The sequence below is a fragment of the Brevibacillus choshinensis genome (assembly GCF_016811915.1).
GTDB classification, from domain to species: Bacteria; Bacillota; Bacilli; order Brevibacillales; family Brevibacillaceae; genus Brevibacillus; species Brevibacillus choshinensis_A.
Genome location: NZ_CP069127.1, coordinates 2,524,527 through 2,545,373, shown reverse-complemented (window position 1 = coordinate 2,545,373; position 20,847 = coordinate 2,524,527). Strand labels below are relative to the sequence as shown.

Here is a 20,847-nt window from a genome sequence, read left to right as displayed (position 1 = left end):
AGCTAGCCTCCAGTGTTTTGAGAATTATCCCTTGGCTTGTGCGCGCATATCTATTAACTGCAAGCGAAGACCTTCTTCGAGAGGGACTTGTGGCCGATAACCGAGTCGCGTCTGCGCCAGCTGAATATCTGCACATGTGCGGAGGGAGTCACCTGCTGGACCAAGCTGGAACGACAAATTAGGTGTCAGGTTCAAAAGCCCGCTCATAATGGAGAGCACGTCGAGAAGCTTGATTTCCCTGTCGCCACCCACATTGAAGATTTCTCCTGGGGACGCATGCCTTGCCGCAAGAATATTAGCCTCGACAGCATCTGCCACGTACGTGAAATCTCTCGACTGCTGTCCATCTCCATAGATCACGACTGGATCGCCCTTCATCATTTGCCGGAAGAATCGATGGAATGCCATATCCGGACGCTGTCTGGGACCATAGACGGTAAAATACCTCAACATGGTGACGGGGAGACCATACGCTTTTGCATACACCAAACAGATTTGCTCCATCGCCTCTTTGGTCACCCCATATGGGGAAACAGGACGAAGCGGAGAGGATTCATCTGTGAGAGTCCCTTGCATGGTTCCGTAGACCGATGAGGAAGAGGAGACTACGATGACCGGTGGTTTTTGCCGCGCGAGGCACGCTTCCAGCAGCATCTGCGTCGCCAGGATATTGTGATTGACGTAATCAGCAAAAGCCTTGCCCCAGCTGTTTCGTACACCGGGAAGCGCAGCCAGATGGTAGACGGTGTCTACTCCATCCAGCCACTCCTTCCATCTTTGGGATTGCAGCATCGTCGAATGAAACGTAAAGGCGGGGTGATTTCCGATTTCGGCCAAATTGCGAAGCTTTGCTGCAACGTCGTAATTATCGAGAAACCCATCCACCCCTACGACCGTGACTCCATCTCTCAACAGCCGCTGAGTCAAATGGGATCCAATAAAACCGGCACAACCGGTGACAAGCGCTTTTGTCATCGCCGTCGCCGCCTCACTTTCTTCAGCCGTTTGACGACCAAATATCCGTTTTTGTATCCAAATACGGCTCTGTACTTATTGCCCCAGCGCTTTAAAAAGTATTTAAAGGTCTTTCTCCGCAGGTAGTTGCGCCTGCGCTTCATCTTGCCATCCGTCAGCTGTCCGCGATGCTTGGTGCGGTTATACAGCTTTTTATTGATGAATCTCACGCGATAGCGTTCAATCAGGCGCAAGATGATGCGCCTGTCTTCCATGATCCGCCCCTCGTATTTGTCGGACGTATCCCAACCGCCGACCTCTCGTAAGGCAGCCACTCGATAGCAGCGCGGTGCCACCATCCAGCGGTTGTATTTCAGGAACTGATATTTGTTGCGAAAATGCTTGTGTTTGACGAGGAACGGGTTGTGATATTTGCCCCGCCTCACTCGCCAGATTTTCACATTTCCGTAGTACAAGGACGTGCTCGGTTTGCTTTTTTGAATATACCGCTTCAGCACAGCCAACGTCTTTTTCGGTAACCAATCGTCCGAGTCTAGCTGTACGAGGTACGGTGTGTCCACCATCGTCAACGCTTGGTTCATCACTTTGGAAATGCCAGAATTTTTCTCCATCCGATAGTATGTGATGTTGGGGTGGAACAGATATTTATCCACCTTACCCCTCGTTCTGTCCGTCGAGGCATCGTCCATGATCAACAGCTTCCAGTCTTTGCAGGTCTGCTTGATGACGCTTCTGATCGCTTTTCGGATAAACTTGGCTCGATTGTACGTAGGGATCACAACGGTGAAGGTCGGATTCATGGCTCCTCCCTCTTGTTAGCTGGTATGCGGATCGAGGATTTGTCACTCAAAATGAAGACGCCGCTGCTGTCAGTTGAGTTCACGGATAACTGTGAAGAGCGGCCGAACACACTGTCTGTCACTTTCCATGCCACATCTTGCAAGGTGCTATTTTCGAGGAGAATGCTGTTTTCGATATGAACACAATTTTCTAGTTGGACGCCGTTCTGTATGGAGACAAAGGGCCCCAGTCGACAGTTCTTGATCTGGCAGCCGTCTCCAATCAAGACCGGCCCCACGATCTCACAGTTTTCTACGATAGAATCCTTCCCAATCTGATGGCGATCTCCCAAATCGTTCGTCAGCATCCATCGATTGGCCTCCAGCCAGCGTTCTATCGTCCCCACATCCGAATACTTCCCACTTGTAACAGCATGGGCAATGTGAAAACCACGATGAATCATAGACTGGATTGCGTCCGTGATCTCATACTCACCACGGGCAGATGGCTGAAGTGTAGCAATCGACTCAAAAATGGGTTTGGTAAACAGGTAAGCGCCAATTACCGCCAGATTGCTTTTCGGCAATGGAGGTTTTTCCTCCACGGAGACCAGACGCCCATCCTGTACTTCGGCGATCCCATAATCCTGTGGTCTATCCACTTCACTTAGCATCACAACGCCGTCGGATGTTGCAGTCGAAAACGCACGCGTAAGCCCGTGCAGCGAATCCATCAACAAGTTGTCACCGAGTAACAAAATAAACGGTTCGTCATGCAAGAACGGTTGCGCTAATTGGACGGCATGGGCGATTCCCAGTGGATCCTTCTGCTCAATAAACGTAATGGTAGCCCCGAATTGACTACCATCGCCTACCAGAGGTGGAATTTGCACTTGGGAAGGGTGAATGACGATCCCGATGTCATAGACACCCACTTCTCGAAGTTTGCGGATGCAATAGTGTAAAACCGGATGATTGGCCACAGGGAGGAGGGTTTTGGGCTGCGAATAGGAGAACGGGTGCAGTCGCGTACCCCGTCCAGCACACAAGATTAACCCTTTCAAAAGTATCACTCCCCAAAGGTGCTCTGCGATACTTATAACGTATGCGTCTCTTGCTTGCAGGACAGGGCAGGCGTCCAACGTGGTGAAAGAAAGGGCGGCAACCTAGCGTGAATGGCTGTCTTTTAGCCAGTTTTACGAAGCGGTTTATCGGCTGGAGACGAGGAAGTTTGTTTCTTGCAGACTTTCTCAAAGACTTCCAGATACCCTTGTGCCGTCGCGTACCATGAAAACTGCTTGGCTCTCATCAATGCATTTTTTCCCATTTCAGCTCGAATCTCCGGTATCCCCCAAAGAATCTCCCAAATGACAGGTAGTTCTTTTCCCCAATCTTTCGGCGGTATTAAAAATCCGCTTGCATGATGGGTGACGACCTCGCCGATTCCGCCCCGAGGCGTCGTGATAACAGGCTTTCCGGAAGCCATCGCTTCCAGATTGACGCGGCAGAATGCTTCCTGCCATACCGATGGAGTGGCTACGATGTCACCCAGCTGATAGTACAGCGGCATCTGTGCGCTCGGAACAAATTTGACAAATTTGACCTTGTCGCCCAGCGGCTTCGCCAGCTTTTTCAATTCCTTCACATACGGATTCAGCCGGTTGCTGCCATAGCCCGTACCTCCGACAATCACGAGCCGTGCCAGCGGGTCCTTTTCGCTGACCTCCCGAAATGCCTTCAGCAATACGTGCACCCCTTTGGCACGCATCAGCCTCCCGGCGTAAAACAGGACCCGGTCCTCTGGCTGAAGGCCGAGTTGTTTGCGCATCTTACGCATTGAGAAATGGATTTTTGCCACTTGATACGGGCTGACGTCCACACCCAGATGAACGGCGTGGATTTTATGAGCGGGGATCTTACAGGCTTTCATAAAATGACGACGCAGGAATTCACTATTGGTAAAAAAACCTGAGGCGAGACGTACTACCTTCTTCATCTTTTCTTTGCTGATCATGCCATTGGAAGCATAGACATGAGAGTGCATGTTGACGAAAACCGGGATCTTGGGAAAATGCCGCTTCAGGGCAAGCACATAGGTCGGTCGGTTTTCCACCATGATGACATCCGGCTTTCTCTTGCGAATGTGTTTGATGATTCGACGCAAATAGGGCGTAGGCCCCTTGTAAGGAAAGCGGATGAATTCCCGGTTATCCACCACCGCTGATTTCGGGTACGTCGCGCAGGTTCTTGTATAAATGGTGACCTGATGCTCCGGCTCGATCATCTTGGTCACTTCATCGATATCGTGCTCAACAGAGCTGCCTTTGACGGGTGGAACGGAGAATGGCCCCGGGCTAATGATGGCGATCTTCATTTCGCTCGTTTTCCCACTCCTTTTTCAGGGCAAGAACCACCTGATATAAGTATTGAAGCTCTTTGGTTTGTGCCTCTTCCAGCGCTTTGAACCGTTTTTCCCAGGAGACGAGCTGTTCCTTTACAGCGGTAATTTCCAGCTCTAGCTTTTCCACTTGATCACGAAGGACAGATTCTTTTTGGGTAAGTATGATTTCAATCGGTTGCTCAGTCTGCGGCAGCGAAGTTTGTTCGGCAGCAATTTCGATTCTCGTCTCTGCAGGCGTATCGTTCGCTGGCACCAATCCCTTATCCGTCGGTTTTACAATGGATATCCGTTCAACTGCCTCATCCACTACATAGTTGCCAGAGAATACGCCTGGCATTACCCAATGAGGCAAATCCCACTTCTTCTTTTTATCCACAAGCCATTCCCTCCAACTCTGTTGCCCCTGCAGAGCAACGCGCATTTATGGTATAGGTTATGACGGAGACGCGAAATGGGTACGTATCCCCTAAGAAGGCAATGAAAAAACCGCTTGATTGAATTCAATCAAAGCGGTTGTCGGTTGTCTCTCGATATGGATTGTCGGCGAAAATTCATGCTGTAGTGTCTGGCCTCTTCCACGCTGGTGATTTGCTGCTTCTGCCATTCGAGCAAAATCCGATCGATGTAGCGAATATGCAGCTTCCCGACGGTGGCAGCTTCGCGCAAGGCGGTCAATACCAACTCTTCTGAATACCCGTCCGGTCCGGTCCACATATGGATGCTTTCCAGCTCAAACGGAGAAAGCGGGCGACCGAATGCCTGTTCAAACCGTCCGTAGATTGCCACGGGCTCTTCATCCAGGGAGACGGCTGCTTGCCGGAACGGTTCGTTGATCGATTCCATCAAATGCGGATCCGTTTGCTGCTCTCGCCAGGTTTGGTACAGCTTCCGATACAAAGGCGTCAAATTGTATTGCTCATGCCGCATCCCGGTTTGGGGGTCGATAAATTCGTCAATGCTAATCCAATCTTCCTTCAGCAGCTTTTGCAGCGATTGAATCAGTCTCATGCTCGACATGGACATCCGCTCCTCCAGCTCCGTTAAAGTCGGGAAACGGTTCCCCTCCTGTTGAAATGAGAGCAGGTGGATGAGCAGCATCATCTCGTCATCCGAGAGCGACATTCGCTTGTACATTTTCAAGAGCAGGTTGGAGACGGATGTTGCACCTTCTTGCAACAGTTGCAATATTTGAGAATCCATAAAGCTTTTTTCACCTCTGTGTAGGAATGACAAGGGAGTGCAGAAACTCTAACATCGTGTCACAACAATAGGAACACCCTGCTGCCCTTCAGCAACAGGGTGTAATCTTATGCTTAGAAAACTATGGGTAGAGACGGTACAGCATGCGAGGGAACGGAATGGTCTCCCGTACATGGTCCAGACCGCAAATCCACGCAATGGTACGCTCCAGCCCCAGCCCAAAGCCGGAGTGAGGAACCGTGCCGTATTTGCGAAGATCCAAATACCAGCGATAAGCGTCTTCGGAAAGCTCATGCTCGGCAAAGCGTTTTTCCAGCAGCTCAGGATCGTCAATGCGTTGGCTTCCCCCGATGATCTCCCCGTATCCTTCCGGCGCGATCAGGTCAGCACAGAGCACGACTTCCGGACGTTCAGGATGCGGCTTCATATAGAAAGCCTTGATCTCTGTCGGATAGTTCGTGATGAAGACCGGCTTGTCGAAGTGCTCGGCAATGGTTGTTTCATCCGGAGCCCCAAAATCATCGCCCCACTTGATGTCGCTTCCTTTTTCCTGGAGCAGCTTGATCGCATCGTCGTAGCTGATGCGAGGGAACGCGCCGGTCACGTTTTGCAGCTTGGTTGTATCGCGTTCCAGCGTTTTCAGTTCCAGTTGGCAGTTTTTCAAAACAGATTGAACCACATGGGACACAAATGCTTCCTGAATGCGCAGGTTTTCTTCGTGATCCACGAACGCCATCTCCGGCTCGATCATCCAAAACTCAATCAAGTGGCGACGGGTTTTCGACTTCTCTGCGCGGAAGGTCGGTCCAAACGAGTATACCCGGCCCAGTGCCATTGCCGCTGCTTCCATATACAGCTGTCCGGATTGGGACAGATACGCATCTTCATCAAAATACTTCGTGTGGAACAGGTTCGTTGTTCCTTCTGCGGAAGTCGGAGTCAAAATCGGTGGATCGACTTTGTAAAAACCGTTTTGTTGGAAAAACTCGTACATGGCGCGAATCACTTCGGATCGAACAGCCATAACTGCACGCTGACGTGGCGTGCGCAGCCACAAATGGCGGTGATCCATCAAAAAGTCAACGCCATGCTCTTTCAAGGAAATCGGATAGTTTTCTGCGATCTGAATGATTTCCACACCCGTCACTGTCAATTCATATCCGCTCGGTGCACGGTCATCAGCCCGTACCACACCTGTTATGTAAAGAGAACTTTCTTGTGTCAGTTTCGATGCTTTTTCCCAAACATCTTCCGCTACTTCTGCTTTTACGACAACGCCTTGGATGAATCCGGAGCCATCACGCAATTGCAGAAACTGGATTTTCCCGCTGCCGCGCTTGTTATACAGCCAGCAGCCCATACGTACTTCTTGTCCAACATGCTGCCCTACTTGGGCAATCGTCGTCAACATCGGATCATTTCCCTCCATTTACCGTCCCAGACAATAGCAGACTAGGTATACCTAACAATTATACTATCGGGGTCTGGCAAATTCAATGAAAGACTCCTGTCGTACAGTTTACCATAATAACATTATGAAAACAAAAAGAAACACCTTCCTGCTCATGGCAGAAAGGCATTTTCGTATGATCAGTCATTTGATTCTTCCGCCAGATCCATATCGTTTTGAACCAGCTCTGCCGTCCCTTCCGTGCTATCTTCTCCCCAGTCGATGTCCTCCTGCTCAGCGGCTTCTGGCGAATCGGTCCAATATGCATCTTCTTCCATGTCTTCTTCTTCAGCGTCAGCCGCCGTCCCTTTTTCGCCAAGCGCAATCCACTGTAGAATTCCGTTTGCCTCCGCTGTATCCTCCAGGCGAAAAACCGTGATGATGGCGGATGCTTTCATCGCCTTTTTGAGGGAGGCTCCCATTCCTGACTGATTGGTCATCGCCACGATGCAATAATTTTCATCTGCAAAAGGTACCGGAAGTCTAACCTTTACATCGACAGTCCTTTGGTTTTCCTCCATGCGATAGTGGGTGAAGCCAAACAGTTGCTGAGTAATCCCCAGTCGTCTGTTGGTTACAATCGGCTGGAACGTGAGCTTATCAGGTGAAATGCTTCTGTCCGTTAGATGGGAATCATGAATCGCCCCGGGAGCCACTTTTTCTGAAGTCACAATCCCGTCCGCGAGCTTCTCCTGTGTGATCGCACGATTGGCGATATGTTTTGTCTCGACTGCTTGCGGAGCCAATTTTGCGGCTGTAATGCTGTTTTCCGCCAAATGTTTACTGGTCAGGCTCTCCAGAACAACGTGATCACCTGTCACCACTTGCAGATCGAGCTTGTTGCCATCTATGATCCGATCCACCAATTTGTCACGCGTCACGCTGTTGTCCTGCAATTTTTCCTTGGTGATGGACTTGGGCTGCAGGTGCTCATTGTGCACGGATAGACTAGCCAGATGCTGAGCTGTCACTGCCTTTTCCGCCAGCTTTTCCCCGGTCACAGAGCCTTTTGCCAGATGACGGGTTTTTACTGCGTCTCCCGCCAGCTTTTGGGACGTTATGGCCGAGTCAGCCAGTTTTGTCGTGACGATGCTTAGCTCCGTGATTTTATCGGTTGAGACAGATTCCGGAGCGAGTTTGGAGGTCGTGACCACGTGATCGGAAAGATGCAGCGTTTGCACAGCGTACTCGCGCAAATGAGAAGGGCCGATGAGCCGATCCGTCAAATGTTGCTCTTCGATGGATTTCCTCGCCAGCTTTTCATGCGTGATCGCTCCGTCTGCCACGTGTTTCATCTCAACGGACTCTTCCAGCAAATGGTGGCTCCATACGCTCCTGTTTGCCAGCTTTTCGTTGGTAACCGATCTGTCGGCGAGCTTGGATGAAGTCACCTGTTGATCCCCGATCTTCTTGGTTGTGACGACATTATCCTGAAGATGTGTGGTCTGGATGCTTGACGTTTGCAGATGCACACTGCTGATGGATTCCCGTGCTACTTTTTCAGAGGTGACACTGGAATGATCCAAATGTTCCGTCAGGACTGCATACGGGCTGATCTTGTCGCTTGTCACGGCCTCAGGGTGCAAATGCTGGCTAAAGATCGTTTGGAAGCCGATGTGGACATCCGTTACCGATCCCGGGGCGAGATTGCTTTCATCGATGGCTTGCTCCGCAATATGGTGATGGAGAATCACGCCTTCCCGAATGTGATGTGATTCGACTGCTTCATCATCGATTTTCACCGACGTCACAGCTGCATCCCGAAGTTTTTCAGTTGTGACAGCCCCATCTTCCAATTTGACCGAATTGATTGCGTAATTGGCCAAGTGCCTTGCTTGAATTTCGCCAACCTTGATCTTAGCGGAGGTAATGGACTGATCCTGTACCAGCTCCGTCGTGATCGCCTGCTCTTGAATATGTTTGCTCTGGATGGCTCCCTCGGCAAACTTCACGGAGTCGATCACTTTGTCTGCCAATTTGTCAGCAGTGATACTGTTGTTGAGCAGCTTATGACCCGAGATCGAGCGGTCCTGAATCATTTCGCTGTTGATGACGCCTCTTCCAATGTGCTCACTCTGAACGGCGAGAGGAGCGATTTTATTGGACGTGACGCTTTGATCCGCAAGCTTGCTGCTATCCACGGCATAATCCTTCAGCAGAGAAGTGTCCACGGTTCCCGGTTTTACTTTGGAAGCATCAATCGCACGGTTGGCGATTTTTTCACTGGTAACGGACTGATCCGTCAAATCGTCCGTGTACACAAAGGATCTGACCCGGTCATCGTTGCGTTCTTTTATCACCTTCGTAAAGGTTGTTTGATTGGAGGAAACACTCTGCTTGGGGATTTTGGGCATGGGGGGAGGAGTTTGGCTGCTCTTGGATACGTTGGGTGCAGGCTGTTGCGGAGCATTGCGTTCTACATCGAGCAGCTCTGCCTCCAAAGCGCTGAGCCAATCCACGTCTGGATTCGTCTGCAGAAGTGGAATCTCCGTTTCAGAGGGACTTTGCTTGAACGTCTTCCCTAAATTTTTGTTTAGCTTTCTCCGATTTACGTTTGCCATAGAAGTCTCCTTGCCTCCTGAAGTCTATCCCGTATCTTTTGTAGGTTATTCAACAAAATAGGCGTTGGGTACCCAAGAGAAAAAAAGTTTCCACATGGAGCAGCACATACCAGCGAAAGATGCGCCTCTTATCCGTTATTCTGAGAGAATAGTGTGGCATTCTAGGGGAAAGTCATGGAACTAATGCTGCGCCTAACAAAAAACCCGCCGGCGATTAGGCCAAGCGGGTTTTTGCTTATACAGCTACATGTTCCTTCGATTGGTTCTGTGCGAGCAATGCGCGGAATTCATCCCCTTGCAGAACTTCCGAATCGAGCAAGGTTTGCAGGCTGTTCTTGAACACATTATCGCATTTGCCGAGAATCTCATGCGTTCTTTCCAGCAGGTTTTCCAAGAGATGCTCAACCTCGTCATGGATGCGTGTTTTATCTACATACTGCAGATGGACGATACCCAAACGGGACATCCCGCTCTGCACAATTTCCTGCGCCATACCCAGTGCTTGCTCGAAGTCATTCTTGGAGCCCGTACTGCGGCCGCCGTAGTAGATCTCTTCTGCCACGGCACCGCCAAGGCTTACCATGATCTGCTTTTCCATCGCGTCCTTCGTATACAAGTAGCGGTCTTCCATCGGATTTTGACGTACGTAACCCAACGCCTGACCACGCGGGCTCAAGGTGACCTGAGACACCGAGCCGGGACGCACCATTTCACTTACGATCGCGTGTCCCAATTCATGCAGCGCAACCCGCTTTTTCTCTTCCGCAGACGCTTCACGGTCTACCTTCTCGCCAAGCATCACCTTGTCTACCGCATAGGCAAAGTGTCGGGCCTCTATCTTGCTGCTATTGTCACGCATCGCGTAAATGGCTGCTTCGTTGGCCACGCTCTCCAGCTGTGCTCCGGAAAAACCGAACGTCTCCTGCGCGACTTTTTCCAAGACAACATCCGCACCCAGTGGCTTGTTCGCCGTATGAATCGTCAAAATCTGCTCACGGGCAGGCTTGTCCGGCAAATCCACATTGATGTGTCGGTCAAAACGCCCCGGACGCAGCAACGCTGCATCCAGCATGTCTTTGCGGTTGGTAGCAGCCATCACGAGAACACGAGGCTTGTCGCTTGTAGCGACCCCGTCCATTTCTGTCAGCAGCTGATTCAACGTCTGATCGTACTCTTTTTGCTGTTGGCCGTCGCGTTTCCCCCCGATGACATCGATCTCATCGATGAAGATGATCGCGCTGTCCTGACCGTTTTTTTCAGCCATGCCTTTGACTTCTTTGAACATCTCGCGAATGCGCTGTGCACCTACCCCTACGTACATCTCCACAAACTGCGAGCCAGAGGCGGCAATAAAAGCAGAGTTGGTGTAGTTGGCAGCTGCCTTTGCCATCAAGGTCTTACCCGTCCCCGGAGGCCCAGTCAACAAGACCCCTTTAATCGGGCGAATGCCGTATTGCTCGATCTTGTCCTTGTACACCAGAAAGTCCAGCGCTTCTTTCAGTTCTTTTTTGGCGCGCTCCTGGCCGCCGATGTCCGCAAACTGAATATCGCTTTTGGGAACAACGTGTTTGCTCTGTTTCCGTTTGCTTCCGAGAGCAAAGTTGTTACCCTGACCGCCCTGCTGACGCGAGATGAGGAAAAAAATAGCCCCGATCACGAGTGCAAACAGGACAAATGGAGTGATGTTCACCCCTAAAAAAAGCAGAAAGATCAAGATCCCGGGGACGATTCCGATCAGTAACTCTTTACCCACGAGCCGTCACCTCATCTTCCATGGTTCGGGGAACGATCGTGTAGAAATCCTCCGTTCCCTTTTTCAAATAAACGTAAATGTTGTTGTCATCCATCAAGGCCGATGCCGCATCAAGCTGATGCTCCTTTTTCCACTGTCCGACCAGCTGAGGAATTCGGCTGTACTGATGCAGCTCCATCGCCTCCGTGAAAACAAACTGGCCGTTGGTCCAAATGTTTTTCAAATCAGCTGACTGGTTGTCTACAGAAATGACGACCTGCTTGCCCTCCGACAGCTTCGAAGTCATCTCCAGCAGCTCACGATATTCCTGCGGGAACGCTTCAGGCTTTGTGACTTTCAAATCTATTTCAATACGGTCTTTACCTACATCCAAATGCGCCAATGACGCCGATTGCAACTGTCCAATTTCTGTACGGATCGGTTCCTCGATCTCAATCTTCTGATACAGGAACCATCCTCCGAACAGGAGAGCGAGTGTCGCTACCAAGGACATTCCAATTGTTCCCTTTTTCAATTGCACAGCTTCTCCCCCCTGCAAGTACGTTCTAATCTCTCTCTTCAACGCAATCAGTATATCACATGAGTATATCATTTTTTTATACAGTTCTTGGTTGTCCTGCCATGTGCGATGGAAAATGGGATCAAAAAAAGACCTTTCCCACAGGAAAGGTCTGATCCAAACATCCCTCATCACGATGTCGGGGACAATACATACGAAGCAAGCAAAGCGCCGCTAAATAGGTCATAGTGCAGATAATGGAACCGTCCATCCTTATCCTGCAGCGTGACTTCCCAAAATCGCTGCTCATTTTCTATGCCAGGCACGATATGGGTGATCGTTGCTTGCGGAAAGCCTTTCAGTACAGCAGCTTCCACGTTTTTACGCGGTACCGCAATATCCATTCGGTCGAAGGCAGCAGTCTTGTCCGTCAGCCAAGCCACCACTGGCGTTCCCGCATTGTTCTTCCCCAGAACGACAGCGTAGCTTTGTTTCCCTCTGTATTCATCGATCGAATCAACCTGGCTGATCGTCGTGCGTTCCTGAACCCACTGCATGACCTGGTCATCAAAGCTGCTTCGTTCCCCGACGACAGAAGAGGTCAGATGGTAGGTAAAGCCCGCTCCTACAAGCAGCAATGCGGCGATTACCCCCGCGATTAATCTTACAGCCACAGTTCAATAACTCCTTTTTCTTCATGAGGTTACAGGCGGAATCGCAGTTCGTCGCGCTTCTCCCCTGTACCCGTCTTCATTTGCAACTCCATATCCATCTGCCGGATGTCCCCCGTGGCAGGCTCATACCAAAGCTGATACGTCACCCCTATTCCCTTGGCCAACTCTGGCGTCAGCTCCTCGATGGAAAAAGAAGGGCCTAGCCAAAGGGCGAGCAAGGACGTGACTTCGCTCGCAGGCATAGACAGCCGAAATCCCCTCCAGCCTTGACCGCTCGGGTCTTGTACAGGCTGAGGACTCACGGAATGCAGGACGCTTTTAATCAAGTTCGCATGCTCATGCGGAGTGTATAGCGCGTACGGCAGAGAGGTATGTTGCTGCGTTTGCCCGTCTATTACTACGTTTACTTTCTGTTCGGCGTTACGGGATATTTCCAATCTGTGTCCTGCGATTTCACCGGACAACTCAAAGCTCTCATTCTGATATTTGCCATTCAAAGCTTGATTCTGCATATAAACGACGAATGTCCGCTCTTGTTCTTTTGTTAGCTGGTCCAAAAGTTCAGGCAGTGTAACCGAAGGAATTCCTGCATTTGATCCATGCTCCATGACTCGTCCCCCTCTCATGTCGCCCTGTGTCCCCATTGACCCTAAAGCGATGCCAATGAAGAATAGACTGAGAAAGATGGGAACGAGCCACCAAAGCAGCTTGGGCCGGACATACATGTCCACATCCCCCTGTCCCGGTTTTTGTCTAAGCCTATGCTATACGGGAAGGTTTTAGAACGGGACGGAAATGTTGCTAATCATAGCATGGCTCTGTGCGGTCATACTACATGTACACCCCGAGGAGGTGAGCGCGTGAAGAGCTCTGGGCAAACGACATCTCCTGACGTTCTAGGGTTTTTGTTACAGGAATACCGCGTCTCCTGGGCATCCTTGTCTTCACCACTGCGTAACTCGTCACACACACCCACCCTTCATTTTCGTCATCATCCCCTGACCGAGTTGTGGCGAAAATGAACACGGCATGTTGATGTTGTTGTACCCAATTTCCCCTACCTACACCTTACTCTTTTTACTCCTGTCCACACCTGACAGGAGCCTTTTACCGTTTCAATGTCTGGAACACGCGGTTTGCTTCAAAAATCGCGCGCTCCTCATCGATGGTGAGCAGCTTATGATTGCGCATCAAGTACTTGCCCGCTACGATCGTGTCTTTTACATCGCGGCCATTCGCAGCGTACACCACATGCGAGATCGGCTCATGCGCGGGATGAAAATGCGCCTGATGGCTATCCAAAACGACGAGGTCAGCTTTTTTGCCCACTTCGATCGTCCCGAGGGTATCTGCTTGGAACACGCCTTCTGCACCGTAGCGCGTCGCCATACGCAGCGCTTCCTCCGCGGGTACAGCCACCGGATCGTTGTTTACGCCTTTATGCAGGATTGCGGCCAGCTTCAATTCTTCAAACAGGTTCAAGTTGTTGTTGCTTGCCGAGCTGTCCGTACCGAGTGATACGCTTACGCCTTTCGCCAGCATTTTCGGCACCGGTGCCACTCCGCTGGCCAGCTTCAGGTTGCTTACGACGTTATGGGAGACTTTCACTTGGTATTTTGCCAAAATGTCAATCTCTTCATCCGTCAAATGCACAGCATGCGCCACCAGCGTAGGACGGTTGAACATCCCCAGCTTTTCCAAATGAGCTACAGGGCGCAGACCGTAATCCCGTTCGTTTTGGCCCACTTCCCAAGCTGTTTCCGACATGTGAATGTGCAAAGGCAGGGAAAGCTCGTCTGCCTTTTCGATGATTTGCGTGATAAACTGCGGATCGCACGTATAAGGAGCATGCGGAGCCATCATGACCGTGATTCGGCCATCAGCCTGATTGTGCCATTCCTTGGCAAATGCAGTCGCATCCTTCAGCTTCGCTTGTCGTTCTTCCTCCGAGCACAGACCGATCATCCCGCGGCACAGACGTGCGCGCATTCCTGCTGCATCAACCGCCTTGGCCACCTCATCCATGTGATCGTACATGTCCACAAATGTAGTGGTACCTGTCCGAATCATCTCGATCAGGGAAAGCTGTGTGCCCCATTTCACGTGATTCGCGGTAAACTGGGCTTCCAGCGGCCACATTTTGTCCTCCAGCCATTGCTGCAAAGGCAAATCATCCGCATAACCGCGCAAGAGTGACATCCCGGCATGTCCGTGTGTATTGATCAGACCTGGAAGGAGATAATCCCCTTTTTGGTCAATCACTTCGTCGTAGCCTGCTTCGGAAAGATCCTCAGGGGTTGGGCCCACATACGTAATGGTGTCCCCTTCAAAAGCGACAGCTCCATCGTGAATGACTTCGTTGCTGTCGTTTACGGTAATCACAGTGGCATGGATCAGGATCGTTTTCTTCATGAATACACTCCGTTCTTTTACGTTAAGTAATAAGCCAAGCTCTGCAGATTGGATGTCACATCTGCGTAATGGATTCGGACATCTTTGCCGGCACGAATCGTGGTCGGTGCGAAGTTCAGTATCCCTTTAATACCCGCTTCAGTCAACTGATCACATACGGATTGCGCTGCTGGTGCGGGAACCGTGATGATCGCCAGCTTGATCTGCAAGTCGGCGATGGTCTCTGCCAGCTCTTCCAAAGGCTGGATCGGTATCCCTGCAACCTGTTTTCCCAGCTTTCCGGGATCACAGTCAAAAATAGCCGCAATCCGCATGTTATCCTTCAAATAAGCGTTGTAATTACTGATCGCATGCCCCAAGTGCCCGGCGCCAACCAGTACGACCCGAATTTCGTCGGTGAGTTTGAGAATCTGGCGAATTTTCTCCACCAGGTAATTGACATCGTAGCCAATCCCTTTTTTGCCAAAATCCCCGAACGTGGCTAGGTCTTTTCGAATTTGTGCCGGGTTGACGTCCAAATTTTTGCCCATCTGCCCCGAGGAGACAGTAGCCACTCCCACTTGCTGCAAATAGCTGAGGTAGCGCAGATAAATCGGCAAACGGCGGACGACCGCTTCCGAAATCTTTTCGTGTTTGGCCACGTTCGGTCTCCTCCTTATTTCTTTTGCTTCAATATCCGATAGTCTTTTCCATTTGACAAAATCGTGATGCTTCCATCGTGGCTCGTCATGTACGTTTCGGCCCACGATTCGCCGAGTCGCTCCAGCACTTCGGAATGACTCTCCCTTCGATCATCCCGCAGCTTGCCCGTTTGGATAATAGCCACCTGCGGATCTACCTGCGTCAGAAAAGGCTGGGAAGAGCCTTGATTGCTTCCTTGGTCCCCCACCTGCAGCACTTCTGCATTCAACTGATCGGCGTGGCGTTCCAGCAGGCGCTCTTCCGCTTTTTCATTGATCCCGCTGGTAAACAAAAAACGCAGTTTGCCATGCTGTAATCGAAAGACGAGGGAATTGTTTTGCGGCGATAAAAAAAGGGGTTCTTCAGGCAGCAAAACCTGCATGCTCACTTCGTCCCCCAGCTTCCATTCCCCTTGGTTTGCGACGGCAATCCGCTTCTGGGAAGGACGGAGAGGAATGGCACGCATGATCGTCTGCTCCATCAGCTTGGGTACGACCACTGTGTCCACCAAAAATTGCGAAGTCAGCTGGGCATAGCCTCCAGCGTACTCCGGCTGATCGTTTGTGATCACGACAAAGTCCAGCCTCGTCAATTTTCGTTCAGACAATCGTTCAAACAAAACGGGCCAATCCTCTGCGCTTCCCGTATCGATCAGCATCGTCTTGCCACCGGGTAAGCGGACTAACGTGCTTTCGCCATGTGGAAGTGCAAAATAAGTCATGACAAGTCCGAGAAAGTCTTGCTCGCTCTCACTGGCATAAGGATCCTCCACCTTCACGGCAGTCTGTGACCGGTGATCGAGTGAGTAAGCCAAGAGAAAGGCAGCACAAATCCCCAGCAGTAACCATTGCCATTTTGTTTTCCATCCCATCTATTTTATCACCTAAATCCGTGGGAGACTATTGCTTTCATTTTATGAGTCAAGCAGGGACGGCATACCGAGGAATGCCTCGATCCGCTCGCGCAATTCCGGCCACGGACCACTCTCTACGCGGTAAGGCGGCAGCGATTGCAGGAAGGAACGCCCGTATCTGGATTCCACGACCCGTGTGTCAAACACGATGACAACCCCGCGATCGAGATGATGGCGGATCAACCTCCCGACCCCTTGCTTGAACAAGATGACGGCCTGCGGCAATGCCATCGACATGAAAGCATTTTTCCCCTCCGTCTTGAGCAGCTCAGCACGTCCTTGGTAAACAGGATGATTGGGAGGGGTAAACGGCAACCGCACGATCACCAGAGAGCTCAAGGCTTCCCCGGGGATGTCCACTCCTTCCCAAAAGCTGCTGGTACCGAGCAGCACGCTTCTCTCGATGGTTTGAAACAACCCTACCAGCTTGCTTCGGTTGTTGCTGTCGATGCCGTGTCCCAGAAGGGTATACGACTCATCGGAATTCGCAAAGCGTTCCTTCATAGCCTGATAAACGAGGCGCAGCATCGAATGCGATGTGAACAGGATCAATGTCCTGCCTTTGGAAGCCGTCACGACATCGATGCAGCCTTGCACCACTGCTTCCAGATACGTATGCTCGTTTTCCTTTCCTGGGGCCGGGAAATCTGCAGGAATCAGCAGCAGCCCTTGCTCTTCGTAGGCAAACGGAGACGGCAGAGACAAGGTACGGACGCGCGATGGCGGCAATTCCTCCAATCCGAAGCGGCTCATGACGTAGGAAAAGCTGTTTTTCACCGTCAACGTGGCGGAAGTGAGGATCAGACTCTGCTTTTGGGCAAAGAGCGGTTCAGACAAGGAATCGGACACTTTTAGCAATGCGGCTGATAGATGGACATGCTTGCGTGCCGTCCTCGACTCCACTTCCATCCAGTACACGTATTGGGGGTCTTGTTCGAGCAAGAAGAAATAGAGCAGCTCGACAACCTTCTGCCATTCATTCAATAGTCCGAAAAGGTCCGTTCGCAGGCTTCGGATGGAGAATGGCGGTTTCTCTTCACTCGGAATCCCTTGCACGAGCTGCTCCAGTGCTTCGGCAAAAGCAGTCATGCTATCGATCAGCTTGCGCGTCGTTTTCTTGATCCGCTCCTGTTTGCCTGTAAAGGATTCCACACGATAGCGGACGGTCTCTCTACCTGCATCCATTGTCTCTTCCGCCCGACCCGAAGCCCATGCGTACAACAGCTGTGTCCACTGCTGTGCTTTGTCTCTCAATTGGGGATGCAGCTGCTTGAGCTTTTCCATTTGCTCTGAAACGAAGCTCTGCGGCGCCCCAAGCCAGCTTTCCCATTCCTCAGCAAGGCGGGAGATAGCCCCTCCTGCGTCGACGGAAGCCCGATCGAACAAGAACAACAGCTGTGACGTGGAAAATTGCTTGCCCATGTGCTGGGTTGCCGCATCCTCGAGATGGTGGGCCTCATCGATGATCGCCACCTGATAGGGCGGTAAAATCCTGTTTTCTGCTTGCAAATCGCTCATGAGCAAGGCGTGGTTGACGATCAGGACATCAGCATCTTTCGCCCGATCTTTGGCCTGAAAGTAGTAACAGCGACTGAACCATGGACATGCCCTGTTCAAGCAGGAGCCTGTGTCGCTCTTGACCTGCTGCCAAAAGAGCTGGCCCGTGGGCGGCATGCTCAGCTCTTCCACATCCCCCGTCTGGGTCTGCGTCAGCCACGTCAGCATCTGACCTTTGACCAACCGCATTTCCTGGCTGCTTCCTTCCACCGGCTCCTCCAGCGCCTGCTCGAATTTCCGCAGACACAGGTAGTTGCCTCGTCCTTTTAGCGTGGACGCACTGAAATCGAATGGCAGCGTTTGCTGTAAGGTCAAGATTTCTTTATGAAACAATTGTTCTTGCAGTTGAATGGTGTTGGTACTGACGATCAGCTGCTGCTGATTTTGCTTGGCCCAAATGATTCCTGGAAGCAGATAGCCGAGTGATTTCCCCGTTCCCGTCCCCGCTTCGATGAGCAAGTGTGTACCGTCCTGCATGGCCTCAAACACGGCATGCATCATGGCTTCCTGCGCCTCTCTGCGTTGATAGCCAGACACGTGCTGCGGCATGGTTCCCTGTTCGCCCAGGACCCCCTCCAGCATCTCTGGGAAGGGAGCAAGAGAGCTCTCAGCGTTCGCAGGTCGCTGAAATGAAACGGTCCCTTTTTCTTCCCGCTTGCGAAGAGCGAGCTGCCGGTATATATCCCACATTCCTGAAGGCTCATTCGGACCACTTTCCTCATCCAACAGCGGGATTGCAGCCATCTTATCCATTTCCACAAAGCGCAAGAGGGCATCTATATCCGAACGAAAGGAGGATACCAGCATTTGCAATCTCTGAATCGTCACCAGCGGCAGGTTTTCCAAAATGTCCATCAGATGAAGAAACAGTTGAGCCGTGGCCATTGCGTCGCTGTCCGCCTGATGGGGGTTTTCATGCTCGATTTCCAAATCAGAAGCCAATTCGCCGAGTCGATAGCTGTTCTGAGTAGGCATCAGCAAGCGTGAAAGCTCGACCGTATCCAGTACATAGCCGTCAAACGCATAATAGCCCTGACTCAGCAGGGCTTCTTGCAAAAATTGGAGATCAAAGCTCGCGTTATGGGCAACGAATGCCCTTCCATCCAGCAATCTCAGAAGCCGTGGAAAGACTTCCTCGAGGGAGGGCGCCTCTGCTACCATTTCGTCCGTGATCCCCGTTAATTGTGTAATAAAAGGCGGGATGGCCTGTCCGGGATTCACCAAGGTGGAGAAGCTGTCAGTCACCTGTCCATCATCGATGGCGACTGCTCCGATCTGGATAATGCTGTCCCCTTGGCGCGGATGGCTTCCCGTTGTTTCAAAGTCTACAACCAGTAATCGATTCAAACGTTTGTCACCTCGTAACCTGGGCGGATCCTTGCATCCGCTCCCCCCTCACACTTCGGCAACGGCGAGGGTTTTTCCTGCTTTTTCATCACAGTTCGGGCTGAAGCAGTTCTTTCACAGAAGTCTGTTCCCCTAGTTTGCTTGCGCACAGCTGCATATAGATCGGCACTTCCCGGAGCTGGCTGATGTGCGGCAGAGTACGTTGAAAGTACTGCTCCGCCATTCGCCAGTTTTCCTCGACTACAGCCAGACGCCCCAAATGAAAATAGCCAAGCGAACGGACATACGGTTCCTGATCTTCCGTGAACTCTTTGGCCATGCGTTTGGCCGCAGCATACTCGCCCATCTTTTCATAGGCGGAGATCATCCCCGATTGGCCGAGGCGATTCTCTCTATTTTTCTCCAGCATTTGCCGGAAAGCTCGGACCGCCTCATCGATCTTCCCGTCAAAGAGCTGCATCCAGCCGTAGCTAAAAGTAAAATCATCCTGATCGGGGGCAAGGCTGATGGCCTTCTTCATCAAGGTCAATGCGCGCTTCGTCCCTGCGATCAACCACGTGTTCCAGGCGAGTCCATGCCAAGCCCAGCCTTCGCGGGGCAGCCTTTCCGTCAAGAAGTGGTAGCAGATCTGGGCACGATGATAATTGCCTACCGACTCGTACAAGCTTGCCATTTCCTGCAAGGTATCGGTATCCAGGTCTCGGGTCGGCAATTGTATGGGAGAAGGCGGTGCAAGCTCAGCGGACTCATCCATCGACTGCAGCAGCTGCGCTGCCCGAAGCCATAGCATTTGGGATTCCCAGTCATCCTCATCCTTTTGCAGGCACTTCTCGATTTCATCCAGCGCTTCCTGGGCATCGCCGTCCTTGAGGTAGCACAAGGCCAGATTATAGCGAGCTTCTTCTTGATCCGTCTTTATCTCGAGTGAAGATTTGAAGGCTTGCGCCGCCTCGAGCCACTGCTGTTCTTCGGCCAGTATGCACCCGATCGCATTGAAACTGCTCGCTACGACCGTAGGAGAGCTCGCGGAACGGCTTAATAGACGAAATTCCCGAAAAGCATGCTCCTGCTCCTCGCAGAACAACAAGCTGTACGCGTAGTACAATCGGCCGCTCTCCCAATCCGGGGCATGCTGCATCAGTTCCTCAAAGCATTTTTTTGCATCTTGAAACATGCGCAGATGATAAAAGCCCTCTCCTCGACGGAACACGGGATCATACGGATTGGCTTCTTTCAGCTCACTTGTGCTTTCTTTCCCTTTTTTGAGTGGAGCTGAAGCCACCTCGCTTTGCGACGAGTCCTTGTCCGAAGTTTCGTTTGTCACGGCTACCTGAGTATGCTTGTCATCCACCGGAAGCTGACCTTCCATTTGCTTGATCCGCCGAATGGCAATGGACAGTCGTTCTTCAAACTGCAGCCAGAGGTCGACGACAGTATCGCTAACTTGACGCAAATAGAACAATTGATCGGCAAGCTGCAGCCTCTCCTGCTCTGTCGCATCCGACCATTTTTCTTCGATCGTTTCCGCTTTTGAACGCAGCGTTTGGAACCAATCTTCTATTTTCACGCGAAAGCCACCCCCTATGAGGCGTGAGTACTTTCATTGTCTCACAAGGCGGGTGGCTCTATGCAGATAACGGCCGGG

The 20,847-nt window shown here is 51.4% G+C and carries 17 protein-coding genes; all 17 read right to left on the bottom strand.

Translation table 11 applies throughout. The annotated features are described in order from the left end of the window. Positions 1–24: 24 nt before the first annotated feature. The gene (locus JNE38_RS13040) at positions 25–975 is read right to left on the bottom strand and encodes an NAD-dependent epimerase/dehydratase family protein (protein ID WP_203356937.1); all 951 of its coding nucleotides are present in this window, start codon (positions 973–975) and stop codon (positions 25–27) included. Beyond that, entirely contained in the window at positions 972–1,775 is an 804-nt protein-coding gene (locus tag JNE38_RS13035) for a glycosyltransferase family 2 protein (RefSeq protein WP_203356936.1), read from the bottom strand. Before JNE38_RS13035 ends, JNE38_RS13040 begins: the two co-directional genes overlap by 4 nt. Beyond that, positions 1,772–2,818, bottom strand: coding sequence for a glucose-1-phosphate thymidylyltransferase (locus JNE38_RS13030; RefSeq protein WP_203356935.1), 1,047 nt, complete (start codon positions 2,816–2,818; stop codon positions 1,772–1,774). Before JNE38_RS13030 ends, JNE38_RS13035 begins: the two co-directional genes overlap by 4 nt. 122 nt (positions 2,819–2,940) lie before the next feature. Further along, positions 2,941–4,128, bottom strand: a complete 1,188-nt coding sequence (locus JNE38_RS13025; RefSeq protein ID WP_203356934.1) for a glycosyltransferase family 4 protein — start codon at positions 4,126–4,128, stop codon at positions 2,941–2,943. After that, positions 4,109–4,531 (bottom strand): hypothetical protein, encoded by a 423-nt coding sequence (locus JNE38_RS13020; RefSeq protein ID WP_203356933.1) that lies wholly within the window; start codon positions 4,529–4,531, stop codon positions 4,109–4,111. Before JNE38_RS13020 ends, JNE38_RS13025 begins: the two co-directional genes overlap by 20 nt. A gap of 128 nt (positions 4,532–4,659) precedes the next feature. After that, positions 4,660–5,355, bottom strand: coding sequence for a DnaD domain-containing protein (locus tag JNE38_RS13015; RefSeq protein WP_203356932.1), 696 nt, complete (start codon positions 5,353–5,355; stop codon positions 4,660–4,662). Positions 5,356–5,476: 121 nt separating this feature from the next. Next, positions 5,477–6,766 (bottom strand): asparagine--tRNA ligase, encoded by a 1,290-nt coding sequence (gene asnS, locus JNE38_RS13010; protein WP_203356931.1) that lies wholly within the window; start codon positions 6,764–6,766, stop codon positions 5,477–5,479. 179 nt (positions 6,767–6,945) lie between these two features. Further along, entirely contained in the window at positions 6,946–9,366 is a 2,421-nt protein-coding gene (locus JNE38_RS13005; protein ID WP_238933635.1) for a WIAG-tail domain, read from the bottom strand. A 235-nt stretch (positions 9,367–9,601) separates the two neighbouring features. Next, a complete protein-coding gene (locus JNE38_RS13000) occupies positions 9,602–11,119 on the bottom strand; it encodes an AAA family ATPase (protein WP_203356930.1) in 1,518 nt (505 codons plus the stop codon). Further along, on the bottom strand, positions 11,112–11,639 hold the full coding sequence (locus JNE38_RS12995) for a hypothetical protein (RefSeq protein ID WP_203356929.1): 528 nt from the start codon (positions 11,637–11,639) through the stop codon (positions 11,112–11,114). The genes JNE38_RS13000 and JNE38_RS12995 overlap by 8 nt, the downstream gene beginning before the upstream one ends. Positions 11,640–11,809: 170 nt before the next feature. After that, positions 11,810–12,292 carry a cell wall elongation regulator TseB-like domain-containing protein gene (locus JNE38_RS12990; protein ID WP_203356928.1) on the bottom strand — a complete coding sequence of 161 codons (483 nt, stop codon included), beginning with the start codon at positions 12,290–12,292 and terminating at the stop codon, positions 11,810–11,812. Between the two features lie 29 nt (positions 12,293–12,321). Further along, positions 12,322–13,017 carry a hypothetical protein gene (locus JNE38_RS12985; RefSeq protein ID WP_203356927.1) on the bottom strand — a complete coding sequence of 232 codons (696 nt, stop codon included), beginning with the start codon at positions 13,015–13,017 and terminating at the stop codon, positions 12,322–12,324. A gap of 382 nt (positions 13,018–13,399) precedes the next feature. After that, positions 13,400–14,704 carry an amidohydrolase gene (locus JNE38_RS12980; protein WP_203356926.1) on the bottom strand — a complete coding sequence of 435 codons (1,305 nt, stop codon included), beginning with the start codon at positions 14,702–14,704 and terminating at the stop codon, positions 13,400–13,402. A 17-nt stretch (positions 14,705–14,721) separates the two neighbouring features. Further along, positions 14,722–15,345, bottom strand: a complete 624-nt coding sequence (locus JNE38_RS12975) for a redox-sensing transcriptional repressor Rex (RefSeq protein WP_203356925.1) — start codon at positions 15,343–15,345, stop codon at positions 14,722–14,724. Between the two features lie 14 nt (positions 15,346–15,359). Then, entirely contained in the window at positions 15,360–16,256 is an 897-nt protein-coding gene (locus tag JNE38_RS12970) for a ComEC/Rec2 family competence protein (protein WP_203356924.1), read from the bottom strand. A 42-nt stretch (positions 16,257–16,298) separates the two neighbouring features. Continuing rightward, a complete protein-coding gene (gene dinG / locus JNE38_RS12965) occupies positions 16,299–19,202 on the bottom strand; it encodes an ATP-dependent DNA helicase DinG (RefSeq protein WP_203356923.1) in 2,904 nt (967 codons plus the stop codon). Positions 19,203–19,290: 88 nt separating this feature from the next. Then, positions 19,291–20,769: a tetratricopeptide repeat protein gene (locus JNE38_RS12960; protein WP_203356922.1), complete on the bottom strand. Its 1,479-nt coding sequence runs from the start codon at positions 20,767–20,769 to the stop codon at positions 19,291–19,293. Positions 20,770–20,847: the final 78 nt, after the last annotated feature.

Coding starts and splice junctions, on each gene's coding strand:
- JNE38_RS13015 (WP_203356932.1), bottom strand. CDS start 5,355: ATGGATTCTCAAATATTGCAACTGTTGCAAGAAGGTGCAACATCCGTC.
- asnS (WP_203356931.1), bottom strand. CDS start 6,766: ATGTTGACGACGATTGCCCAAGTAGGGCAGCATGTTGGACAAGAAGTA.
- JNE38_RS12985 (WP_203356927.1), bottom strand. CDS start 13,017: ATGTATGTCCGGCCCAAGCTGCTTTGGTGGCTCGTTCCCATCTTTCTC.
- JNE38_RS13005 (WP_238933635.1), bottom strand. CDS start 9,366: ATGGCAAACGTAAATCGGAGAAAGCTAAACAAAAATTTAGGGAAGACG.
- JNE38_RS12970 (WP_203356924.1), bottom strand. CDS start 16,256: ATGGGATGGAAAACAAAATGGCAATGGTTACTGCTGGGGATTTGTGCT.
- JNE38_RS12980 (WP_203356926.1), bottom strand. CDS start 14,704: ATGAAGAAAACGATCCTGATCCATGCCACTGTGATTACCGTAAACGAC.
- JNE38_RS13040 (WP_203356937.1), bottom strand. CDS start 975: ATGACAAAAGCGCTTGTCACCGGTTGTGCCGGTTTTATTGGATCCCAT.
- JNE38_RS13035 (WP_203356936.1), bottom strand. CDS start 1,775: ATGAATCCGACCTTCACCGTTGTGATCCCTACGTACAATCGAGCCAAG.
- JNE38_RS13025 (WP_203356934.1), bottom strand. CDS start 4,128: ATGAAGATCGCCATCATTAGCCCGGGGCCATTCTCCGTTCCACCCGTC.